Origin of the sequence: Nocardioides dubius (genome assembly GCF_039528155.1) — a bacterium.
GTDB classification, from domain to species: Bacteria; Actinomycetota; Actinomycetes; order Propionibacteriales; family Nocardioidaceae; genus Nocardioides; species Nocardioides dubius.
Map to the genome: position 1 here is coordinate 1 of NZ_BAAALG010000004.1, position 10,658 is coordinate 10,658.

Sequence of the window (10,658 nt, forward strand, 5' to 3'; positions counted from 1 at the left end):
GGGTTAAAACTAATTCGTCGACTATCAATGACACACTGTTGAGTTCTCAAACATCAAACACACCCGAAACCCCGGACCGATCCCGACCCAGTTCCTTCGGCGCAACCTGACTAACGTTACTCGGCTTTCTCGTCTCGGTCAAAACCGAACTTCTGCCGGGTTTCACATCCGCTGGACCCGAGGGCCGTTGCTTCTGTGGCGGTCTGCCTGAGCCCGGGAGACCCACACCCCTTGGGGGCCGTTCCTCCCGCCGCTTGCGGCGACAGGTGAAACAGTAGACCACCCGCACCCCGAAGACAAATCCGGGGTGCGGGTGGCCGTGGGAGCTGCCTGGCGCGGGTGGTTCAGCGCGCCTCGACGCCGGCGAACTTCTTCTTGCCGCGCCGCAGCACCAGCCAGCTGCCGCCGATTAGGTCGGACTCCGCCGGGACGAGCTCCGGGTCCTCGACCCGCTGGTTGTTCAGGTAGGCGCCACCCTCCTTGATGGTGCGCCGGGCCTCGCCGTTGCTGCTCGCGAGGCCGGTCAACACCAGCAGTGCCACGATGTCCGGGATGCCGTCCGCCTTGGCGAAGGAGGCCGAGCCCGCCTCACGGAGCGCGGCGCCCAGGGTGTCGGCGCTGAGGGAGTGCATGTCCCCGCCGCCGAACAGCGCGGCCGAGGCGGCCTTGATCCGCTCGGTCTCCTCGGCACCGTGCACCAGGGTCGTCACCTGCTCGGCGAGCGTCTTCTGGCCGGCGCGCAGGAACGGCTTCTCGGCGGTCTGCGCCTCGAGCTCCTCGATCTCCTCGCGGGAGAGGAAGGTGAAGACCCGCAGCAGCTCGCCCACCTTCTCGTCCTCGACGTTGAGCCAGAACTGGTAGAAGGCGTAGGGCGACATCAGCTCGGGGTCGAGCCAGAGCGCGCCGCCCTCGGTCTTGCCGTACTTGGTGCCGTCGGACTTGGTGAGCAACGGCGTCGCGATGGCGTGGGCCTTGCCCCCGTTGGTGCGACGGATCAGCTCGACGCCGGCGGTGAGGTTGCCCCACTGGTCCGAGCCACCGAACTGCAGCTTCACGCCGTGGTCGCGGTACAGGTTGAGGAAGTCCATCGACTGGAGCAGCACGTAGCTGAACTCGGTGAAGCTGATCCCGCTCTCCAGACGGCTCTTGACCACCTCGCGGGCCAGCATCCGGTTCACCGGGAAGTGCTTGCCGACGTCACGCAGGAAGTCGATCACCGACATGGACGCCGTCCAGTCGTAGTTGTTCACCATTGTCGCGGCGTTCTCGCCCTCGAAGGAGAGGAAGGGCTCGATCTGGGCACGGACCCGCTGCACCCACTCGGCCACGGTCTCCAGCGAGTTCATCACGCGCTCGCCGGACTCCTTCGGGTCACCGATGCTGCCGGTGGCGCCGCCGACCAGGGCGTACGGGGTGTGGCCGGCAAGCTGGAGCCGACGCGCGGTGAGGATCTGGACCAGGTGGCCCATGTGCAGGCTCGGCGCGGTCGGGTCGAACCCCACATAGAACTTCACGCTCCCCGCGGAGAGCTCGTCGCGCAGCGCGTCGAGGTCCGTCGAGTGGGCGATCAGGCCGCGCCACTCGAGGTCGTCGAGGAGGTGGGGGTCGACAGACAACGTTCTACCTTCCGGTCAGATGAGCAGTTTGCTGAGGCCTAGCCTGCCCCATCACTCGGGGCCGCCGGCAACCGGTCACACCGCGCGGGGACTTCGCCGATACGCGGAGACCGACGGCTCGCCGTCGATCCAGAACCTCCAGGCGACGTCGGCAGCGCGCGAGACGCCGACCCGGGGGCCGGTGCGGAGCCGCTCGGCGGGCACCGGGACACCGGGCTCGAGGCGGAGCGGGCCGCCGTCCAGGAGGGCCGCTCCCCCATCGTCGCCGGTGATCCCCAGGGCTTGCCCGAGCCGGCCCGGGCCGCGGGTCAGGTCCCGCTCGGCCACCGCGCCGCGACGCAGCCGGGCGAGGTCGCGGCCCTCGACCACCTCCCCGGCCCGGAGCAGCAGCCCCGCTGCCACGCCGTCCTGATCGGCGACGACGTTGCCGCACCAGTGGATCCCGTGCGAGCGGTAGACGTAGAGGTGACCGGGCGGGCCGAACATCACCTGGTTGCGAGCGGTCCGCCCGCGGAACGAGTGCGACGCCGGGTCGTCGGCGCCGGCATACGCCTCGACCTCGGTGATCCGCACCGCGACCAGGCCGTCGGGCGCCTCATGCACCAACAGGGAGCCCAACAGCCGCGGCGCCGCCTCGACGGCACCGCGGCTCAGGAAGGCGAAGTCAGCCGAGCCGGCCACGGTGCTCGGTCACGCTGCCGCGCAGCTCGGCGAGCTGCTCACGGACCCGAGCCGGCGCGGTCCCGCCCCGACCGGTGCGGGCCGCGACCGAGCCCTCGACGCTCAGCACGTCGCGCACGCCGGGCGTCAGGTGCTCCGAGATGGCGAGGAAGTCGGCGTCGCTGAGCTCGTGCAGCTCGATGCCACGCTCCTCGCAGACCCGCACGCAGGCACCGGCCACCTCGTGGGCGATCCGGAACGGCACGCCCTCGCGGACCAGCCACTCGGCGATGTCCGTGGCCAGCGAGAAGCCCTGCGGGGCCAACTCGGCCATCCGCGCGGTGTTGAAGGTCAGCGTGGCGACCATCCCGGTGAACGCCGGGAGCAGCACCTCGAGGGTGTCCACCGAGTCGAAGACCGGCTCCTTGTCCTCCTGCAGGTCGCGGTTGTACGCGAGCGGAAGGCCCTTGAGGGTGGCCAGCAGCCCGGACAGGTTGCCGATCAGGCGCCCGGACTTGCCGCGCGCCAGCTCGGCGATGTCCGGGTTCTTCTTCTGCGGCATGATGCTGGAGCCGGTCGACCACGAGTCGTGCAACGTGGCGAAGTCGAACTCGCGCGTCGTCCAGAGGATGACCTCTTCGGCCAGCCGGCTGACGTCGACGCCGATCATCGCGGTCACGAAGGCGAACTCCGCGACGAAGTCACGTGCGGCGGTGCCGTCGATCGAGTTGGCCACCGAGCCGTTGAAGCCGAGGTCGGCAGCGACCTGCTCGGGGTCGAGGCCCAGCGTGGAGCCCGCCAGTGCACCCGAGCCGTACGGCGACTCCGCGGCGACCCGGGCGTCCCAGTCGGCCAGCCGGGCGACGTCGCGCAGCAGCGGCCAGGCGTGCGCCATCAGGTGATGCGCGACCAGCACCGGCTGGGCGTGCTGCAGGTGGGTGCGCCCCGGCATCACCGCATCGCCCAGCGCATCGGCCTGCTCGGCGATCGCGTCGACCAGGTCAAGCACCAGCGCGCTGATGGTGCGACCGTGGTCGCGCAGGAACGCCTTGAACAGCGTGGCCACCTGGTCGTTGCGCGAACGGCCGGCCCGCAGCCGGCCGCCGACGTCAGGGCCGACCTCGGCAAGCAGCAGCCGCTCGAGCGCGCCGTGCACGTCCTCGTCGCTCGGGTCCGGGTGCAGGTCGCCGGCCGCGAAGCGCTCGCCGAGCGCGCTCAGGCCACGCTGCAGCTCGGCGTGGTCGCCGTCGGTCAGCAGCCCCGCCGTGTGCAGTGCCCGGGCGTGCGCGGCCGATCCCGCCAGGTCGTAGGGGGTCAGCCGCCAGTCGAAGTGGGTGGAGCGCGAGAGCGCATCGAGCTCAGGGCTCGGACCGCCCGCGAAGCGCCCGCCCCACAGCTTGCCGGTGTTCGTCGTTCCTGCGTCGCTCACGTGTCGCACTCTCTCAAAGTCAGGATTCGGACCGCTCGGCCCCGTTGGCCAGAGCGGTGAAGCGGCGGGCGAGCTCCTCGCCGCCGAGGGGGTCGCGGCCGATCACCAGCACCGTGTCGTCACCGGCGATGGTGCCGAGCACGTCGCTGATCTCGGCGCGGTCGAAGGCGCTGGCCAGGAACTGCGCGGCGCCCGGCGGGGTGCGCAGCACGACCAGGTTGGCGCTGGCCTCGGCGCTGACCAGGAGCTCTCCGCAGAGCCGGCTGAGCCGGGCCTGGGCCGCACCGGACTCACGCACCGCGGACGGCGTCCGATCGCCGCCCTCCCCCGGTACCGCGTAGACCAGGGTGCCGGATGAGCTGCGGACCTTGACCGCGTCCAGCTCGAGCAGGTCGCGCGACAGCGTCGCCTGGGTGACCTGGACGCCGCGGGCGGCCAGAAGGTCCGCCAACTCGACCTGGCTCTTCACCTCGCCGTGCTCCAGCAGCTCGATCACCAGCTGCTGGCGCGCGTTCTTGGTGATCGGCGTCAAGGCTTGCTCGCTCATCGCACCCGCCCGCTCAACGTCGCTCGTGCAACCAGGTCAGCACGGCCTTCTGTGCATGCCGGCGGTTCTCGGCCTCGTCCCAGATCACGCTCTGCGGACCGTCGAGCACCTCGGCGGTGATCTCCTTGCCGCGGTAGGCCGGCAGGCAGTGCATGACGATCGCGTCCGGCTTGGCACCGGCCAGCAGGGCGGCGTTGAGCTGGTACGGCGCCAGCTCGGCCAGACGGGCCGCGGCCTCGTCCTCCTTGCCCATCGAGACCCAGGTGTCGGTGATCACCACGTCGGCGCCGGCGACGGCGGCGCTCGGGTCGCCCTCGATGCTCACCGAGCCTCCGGTCCCGGCCGCGATCGCTCGCGCACGCTCGACCATCGCGTCACTCGGCTGGTAGCCGTCGGGGCCGCTGAGCACCACGTGCATGCCTGCCGAGGCGCCGGCCAGCGCCCAGGAGTTGCCCATGTTGCAGGCGGCGTCGCCGAGGAAGACCACCTTGAGACCGGCGAGCTCGCCCTTGTGCTCGGAGATGGTGAGCAGGTCGGCCAGCAGCTGGCAGGGGTGGAACTCGTCGGTCAGCGCGTTGACCACGGGCACCCCGGAGTAGGCCGCCATCTCCTCGATCGCGTCCTGGCCGTAGGTGCGCCAGACGATCTGACCGGCCTGGCGCCCGAGCACCCGGGCCACGTCGGCCACCGACTCGCGCTTGCCGATCCCGGCCAGGGCGCCGTCGATCAGCATCGGGTGCCCGCCGAGCTCGGCGATGCCGGCAGCGAAGGAGGCCTGCGTGCGCAGCGTCGGCTTGTCGAAGATCATCGCGACGGTGACCGGGCCGTCGAGGGGCTTGGCCCCGAACGGGTCGGCCTTCAATGCTGCGGCCAGCGCCAGCACCTCCGCCTGCTCGGCAGGGGTGAGGTCGTCGTCGGCCAGGAAGTGGCGCGTCATCAGGCGGCTCCTGCCTCGTCGAGGATCGCCGGGAAGGCGGCGAGGAACTTCTCCGCGTCGTCGACCGTCAGCACCAGCGGCGGCACCAGCCGGATCCGCGAGGGCCGCGGCACGTTGATGATGAAGCCTGCCGCGTAGGCGGCTTCGAGGACCTTGGCCGTGTCCACGCCGTCCGCCAGCGTGAGGCCGAGCATCAGGCCGCTGCCCCGCACCTCGGTGACCCGGGGCTCGGCCAGCAGGCCCTTGCGCAGCAGGGCGCCCAGCTCGCTGACGTGGGTCAGCAGATCGTCGGCCTCGATGGTGTCGAGGACGGCGAGCGCCGCCGCGGTGGCGATCGGGTTGCCGCCGAAGGTGGTGCCGTGGTTGCCGGGCACCAGCAGCTCGGCCGCCGCGCCGGTGGCCAGGGTGGCCCCGATCGGCACTCCCCCGCCGAGGCCCTTGGCCAGCGTGATCAGGTCCGGGACCACCTCGCCGTCGAAGAGGTCGGCGTTCTGGTGCGCGAACCAGGTGCCGGTGCGCCCGATGCCGGTCTGGATCTCGTCGAGCCACATCAGGGCACCGTGCCGCGCGGTGATCTCGCGCACCTGGAGCAGGTAGTCGCGCGGCGGCACGTTGACGCCGGCCTCGCCCTGCAGGGGCTCGACCACGACCGCTGCGGTCTGGTCGTCGACGGCTGCGGCCAGTGCCTCGGCGTCACCGAATGGCACCCAGACGACGTCACCGGGCAGCGGCTCGAACGGGGTCCGGTAGGCCTCGGTGGCGGTCAGCGCCAGTGCACCCATCGTGCGGCCGTGGAACGCGTCCTCGGTGGCCACGATCTTGGTCCGCCCGGTGCGCCGGGTGACCTTGAACGCCGCCTCGTTGGCCTCGGTGCCGGAGTTGGAGAAGAAGACCCGGGCGCCGTGGCCGAGCAGGCCGGTGAGCCGCTCGGCCAACGCTATCTGGGGCTGGCTGGCGAAGAGGTTCGAGACGTGGCCCAGGGTGCTCAGCTGCTCGGTGACCGCAGAGACCAACGCCGGGTGGGCGTGGCCGAGGGAGTTCACCGCGATGCCGCCGAGCAGGTCGATGTACTCGCGACCGTCGGCGTCCCAGACATGGGCGCCGACACCGCGCGCGAGCATCAGCTTCGGGACCCCGAAGGTGTTCATCAGGGTGGCGCCGTAGCGCTCCTGCCAGGTGGTCATGCCTTGCCTCCGGACTTGTCGTGCGCGGCGGCGTGCGCCTTGCGCAGCTTGGTCTCGACACCCGGAAGGACCTGGGTGCCGACACCTTCGGCGGTGAAGATCTCGAGCAGCACGGCGTGCGGCTGCCGGCCGTCGACGACGGTCGCCTTGGGCACGCCCTCGGTGACGGCCTTCAGGCAGGCCGCCATCTTCGGCACCATGCCCGAGGCCAGCGTCGGCATCAGCGCGGACAGCGACTCGGGACTGATCTCCTGGATCACGTCGTCGCTGTGCGGCCAGTCGCGGTACAGGCCCTCGACGTCGGTGAGCACGAGCAGCTTGGCCGCGCCCAGCGCCACCGCCAGCGCGGCGGCAGCCGTGTCGGCGTTGACGTTGAAGACCGTGCCCTCGGTGTCCGGGGCGACGCTGGAGATGACCGGGATCCGGCCGGCCTCGACCAGGTCGAGGACAGCCTCGGGGCGGACCTGGGCGACCTCGCCGACCAGGCCCAGGTCGACCGCCTCGCCGTCGACGACCGTGCTGGCCGGCTCCGCGGTGAACAGGCCGGCGTCCTCGCCGGAGAGTCCGACCGCAATGTGGCCGTGCTGGTTGATCAGGCCGACCAGCTCGCGCTGCACCTGGCCCACCAGCACCATCCGGACGACGTCCATCGCCTCGGGCGTGGTGACCCGCAGGCCGCCGCGGAACTCGGACTCGATGCCGAGCTTGTCGAGCATCTGCGAGATCTGGGGACCGCCGCCGTGCACCACGACCGGCTTGAAGCCGGCGTAGCGCAGGAAGGCGATGTCCTCGGCGAACGCCTTCTTCAAGGTGTCGTCGGTCATCGCGTTGCCGCCGTACTTCACCACGATGATCTGACCGTGGTACTGCATCAGCCAGGGCAGGGCCTCCGCGAGGACGGCGGCCTTGGCGGGGTCGGGACCTTGATATGCGTTCATGAGGAGTAGGCGCTGTTCTCGTGGACGTAGGCGTGGGTGAGGTCGTTGGTCCACACGGTGGCCCGCTCGGCACCGGCCTTGAGGTCGATGGTGACGGTCACCTCCCGCGCGGAGAGGTCGACCAGGGACGGGTCCTGGTCGGGGGTGGAGGCGCGGCAGACCCAGATGCCGTTCATGGCGACGTCCAGGTCGGCCGGGTCGAAGGCGGCCTGGGTGGTGCCGACGCTGGCCAGCACCCGGCCCCAGTTCGGGTCCTTGCCGAAGACCGCAGCCTTGAACAGGTTGCTGCGCGCCACGCTCCGGCCGACCTCGACCGCGTCGTCCTCGCTGGCCGCGTTGAGCACGGTGATCGCGATCTCGTGATCAGCACCCTCGGCATCCTTGAGCAGCTGCATGGCGAGCTCGGTGCAGACCTGGGTCAGCGCCTGGGTGAAGTCCGCGAGCGGCGGGGTGATCTGGCTGGCGCCGCTGGCCATCAGGGTGACCGTGTCGTTGGTCGACATGCAGCCGTCGGAGTCGAGCCGGTCGAAGCTGACCCGGGTCGCTGCCCGCAGCGCGGTGTCGAGGTCGGCAGCGGGCACGACGGCGTCGGTGGTGATCACCACGAGCATGGTGGCGAGCTGGGGAGCGAGCATGCCAGCCCCCTTGGCCATGCCGCCGATCTTCCAGCCGGCACCCTCGACGACGACCTGCTTGCTGACCGTGTCGGTGGTCATGATCGCGGCGGCCGCGTCGGCGCCGCCGTCGGCGGAGAGTCCGGCCGCGGCGGCCTCAACCCCGGCAAGGAGATCCTCGCGGGAGTTGGCCAGGCCGATCAGGCCGGTCGAGCAGACCACCACGTCGATCGCGCCGATGCCGACCTGCTCGGCGACCTTCTCAGCGACCGCGTGGGTGGTCTGGAAGCCCTCGGCGCCGGTGTAGCAGTTGGCGCCGCCGGAGTTGAGGACGACGGCGCGCACGACGCCGTCCTTGACGACCTCCTGGCTCCACAGCACCGGGTTGGCCTTGCACCGGTTGGCGGTGAAGACGGTGGCGGAGTCGTAGGTGGGGCCCTGGTTCACGACCAGGGCGAGGTCCTTGGCGCCGGTGGACTTGAGTCCGGCGGCAACGCCTGCGGCGACGAAGCCGGCAGGTGCGGTGATGCTCATTTCTTTCCCTTTCGGGTGGGCGTGACGGGAACGGCGGGGGCAACGGTGTGCCCTCGTCGTCGCCATTCCTCGGCCGCCGCCTCGGCCTTGCCCTGCGGCACCAGGATCCAGTCGGTCTCGTAGGTGGAGATGGTGAAGACCGGGATCTGGGCCTCGGCCATCGGCGTCAGCAGCTCGAGCAGCACGCCGACCTGGTTCGGGTCGAGCGGGCCCTCGACGGCGAACGCGGTGAACGGCCGGTGCGCGACCGCCTTGGTGGGCACGCTCCGGGTGGCGCAGACGACAGAGGTCTCGCGCGCCGTCGCGGTGATCGAGAAGATGCTGGAGGCCTCGGCCCAGGCCGGCACCTCGGCGCCCGGGCCGAGCTTGACGACCGCGAGCTTCTCGGGGAACTCCTGGAGGGTGTAGCTGGTCACGGTGCGACTCCTACGGTGGAGAGACCGGTGGCCTCGTCGATGCCCAGCGCCAGGTTCATGCACTGGACGGCGGCACCCGCGGTGCCCTTGGCCAGGTTGTCGATGGCCCCGACCACGACCAGCCGGCCGGCGGTCTCGTCGACGGCGACCTGCAGGTGCACGGCGTTCGAGCCGGTCACCGACTTGGTCTGCGGCCACTGACCGGCCGGAAGCAGGTGGATGAACGGCTCGTCGGCGTACGCCTCGCGGTAGATCTCGTAGGCGGCCTCGGTGGTCAACGGCGCCGCCAGCGGTGCGCTGACGGTGGCCAGGATGCCCCGCGGCATCGGCACCAGCAGCGGCGTGAAGCTGACCGTGACGCCCTGGCCGCCGGCGACGGTGAGGTTCTGCACGATCTCGGGGGTGTGCCGGTGCACGCCACCGACTCCGTAGGCGCTGGCGTTGCCCATCACCTCGCTGCCGAGCAGGTTGGTCTTGGCCGCCTTGCCGGCGCCGCTGGTGCCGGAGGCGGCGACCACCACGACGTCCGGCTGCACGATGCCGGCGGTGATCGCCGGGGCGGCGGCGAGGGTGGAGATCGTCGGGTAGCAGCCGGGGACGGCGATCCGCCGCGCGCCGCTCAGCTTGGCCCGCTGGCCGAGGAGCTCGGGCAGGCCGTAGGGCCACGAGCCGGCATGCGGGCTGCCGTAGAACCTCTCCCAGGCGGCGGCGTCGGTGAGCCGGAAGTCCGCGCCGCAGTCGATCACCACGACGTCGTCACCGAGCTGCTCGGCGATGGCGGCCGACTGGCCGTGCGGGAGGCCGAGGAAGACCACGTCGTGACCGGCCAGGGTCTCCAGGTCGGTGGGCGCGAGCACGCGCTCGGCCAGCGGCAGCAGATGCGGCTGCAGGACGCCGAGCTTCTCCCCCGCGTTGGACCCGCCGGTGAGCGCGCCGATCTCCACTGCCGGGTGGCCGAGCAGCAACCGGAGCACTTCGCCTCCGGCATACCCACTGGCTCCGGCGACCGCTACCGAGTACCTCGTCGTCATATGCATGACTATACAGAGGATTGCATGATCTCGCATTTGCGGTACCGCGTGTCGGAGATCGAGGCTAGCGTCGAGCCATGGAAACCCGGCTCTCCCCCGCAGACTATCTGGACCACCTCGCCGCCGACTCGGCACGATTCCGGGAGGTGCTCGCCGACGCGCCGGCCGACGCCGCGGTCCCCTCCTGTCCCGAGTGGCGCAGCGACGACCTCCTGCTCCACCTCGCCGAGGTGCAGTGGTTCTGGGCGCAGACCCTGCACCGGCGTCCGACCGCCCCGGACCCGGAGACCGGTTGGGGCGAGCCGGAGTTCGGCACCGACCGCTCCGAGCTGCTGGCCTTCTTCGACGCCAGCACCCGCGACCTGCACCGCGCGCTCAGCCAGGCCGATCCGGCCGAGCCCGCCTGGACCTGGGCACCGGACCAGCACGTCGGCTTCATCCTGCGCCGCCAGGCGCACGAGGCGCTGATCCACCGCCTCGACGCGGAGCTGACCACCGGCCAGGTGACGCCGCTCGATCCGGCGCTCGCCGCCGACGGCGTCCACGAGGCGCTCGCGGTGATGTTCGCGGGCGCCCCGGAGTGGGGCACGTTCACCCCGGAGCCCCGCTACGTCCGGGTCGAGCTCACCGACAGCGGCCACGAGCTCTGGGTGCAGCTGGGGCGCTTCACCGGCGTCAGTCCCGAGGGCGAGGTGCACGACGAGGACGACATCGCGATGGCGAGTGAGCAGGACGCCGACGGCCCGGCCAGC

The 10,658-nt window shown here is 71.1% G+C and carries 11 protein-coding genes; 1 reads left to right on the forward strand and 10 read right to left on the reverse strand.

The features are described from left to right. Nucleotides 1–344 precede the first annotated feature (344 nt). The 10 genes from tyrS to argC form a co-directional block, all read right to left on the reverse strand. Entirely contained in the window at nt 345–1,616 is a 1,272-nt protein-coding gene (tyrS, locus tag ABD151_RS06165) for a tyrosine--tRNA ligase (protein ID WP_343992393.1), read from the reverse strand. A 75-nt stretch (nt 1,617–1,691) separates the two neighbouring features. Continuing rightward, on the reverse strand, nt 1,692–2,297 hold the full coding sequence (locus tag ABD151_RS06170; RefSeq protein ID WP_343992395.1) for a DNA-3-methyladenine glycosylase: 606 nt from the start codon (nt 2,295–2,297) through the stop codon (nt 1,692–1,694). After that, nucleotides 2,281–3,705, reverse strand: a complete 1,425-nt coding sequence (argH, locus tag ABD151_RS06175) for an argininosuccinate lyase (protein ID WP_343992397.1) — start codon at nt 3,703–3,705, stop codon at nt 2,281–2,283. The genes ABD151_RS06170 and argH overlap by 17 nt, the downstream gene beginning before the upstream one ends. A 19-nt stretch (nt 3,706–3,724) precedes the next feature. After that, nucleotides 3,725–4,252 carry an arginine repressor gene (locus tag ABD151_RS06180; RefSeq protein ID WP_343992399.1) on the reverse strand — a complete coding sequence of 176 codons (528 nt, stop codon included), beginning with the start codon at nt 4,250–4,252 and terminating at the stop codon, nt 3,725–3,727. 13 nt (nt 4,253–4,265) lie between these two features. After that, nucleotides 4,266–5,189 carry an ornithine carbamoyltransferase gene (argF, locus tag ABD151_RS06185; protein ID WP_343992401.1) on the reverse strand — a complete coding sequence of 308 codons (924 nt, stop codon included), beginning with the start codon at nt 5,187–5,189 and terminating at the stop codon, nt 4,266–4,268. Beyond that, nucleotides 5,189–6,373 (reverse strand): acetylornithine transaminase, encoded by a 1,185-nt coding sequence (locus tag ABD151_RS06190; RefSeq protein WP_343992403.1) that lies wholly within the window; start codon nt 6,371–6,373, stop codon nt 5,189–5,191. Before ABD151_RS06190 ends, argF begins: the two co-directional genes overlap by 1 nt. After that, nucleotides 6,370–7,311: an acetylglutamate kinase gene (argB, locus tag ABD151_RS06195; protein WP_343992406.1), complete on the reverse strand. Its 942-nt coding sequence runs from the start codon at nt 7,309–7,311 to the stop codon at nt 6,370–6,372. The genes ABD151_RS06190 and argB overlap by 4 nt, the downstream gene beginning before the upstream one ends. Beyond that, complete coding sequence (gene argJ, locus ABD151_RS06200) at nt 7,308–8,459, reverse strand: bifunctional glutamate N-acetyltransferase/amino-acid acetyltransferase ArgJ (protein ID WP_343992408.1); 1,152 nt, start codon at nt 8,457–8,459, stop codon at nt 7,308–7,310. The genes argB and argJ overlap by 4 nt, the downstream gene beginning before the upstream one ends. Continuing rightward, on the reverse strand, nt 8,456–8,875 hold the full coding sequence (locus ABD151_RS06205) for an ACT domain-containing protein (protein ID WP_343992410.1): 420 nt from the start codon (nt 8,873–8,875) through the stop codon (nt 8,456–8,458). Before ABD151_RS06205 ends, argJ begins: the two co-directional genes overlap by 4 nt. Beyond that, complete coding sequence (gene argC / locus ABD151_RS06210; RefSeq protein WP_415629859.1) at nt 8,872–9,912, reverse strand: N-acetyl-gamma-glutamyl-phosphate reductase; 1,041 nt, start codon at nt 9,910–9,912, stop codon at nt 8,872–8,874. The genes ABD151_RS06205 and argC overlap by 4 nt, the downstream gene beginning before the upstream one ends. Nucleotides 9,913–9,983: 71 nt before the next feature. Between argC and ABD151_RS06215 the strand changes: the two genes are divergently transcribed. Continuing rightward, the coding region (locus tag ABD151_RS06215) for a maleylpyruvate isomerase family mycothiol-dependent enzyme (RefSeq protein WP_343992414.1) at nt 9,984–10,658 on the forward strand (675 nt) is incomplete at its 3' end.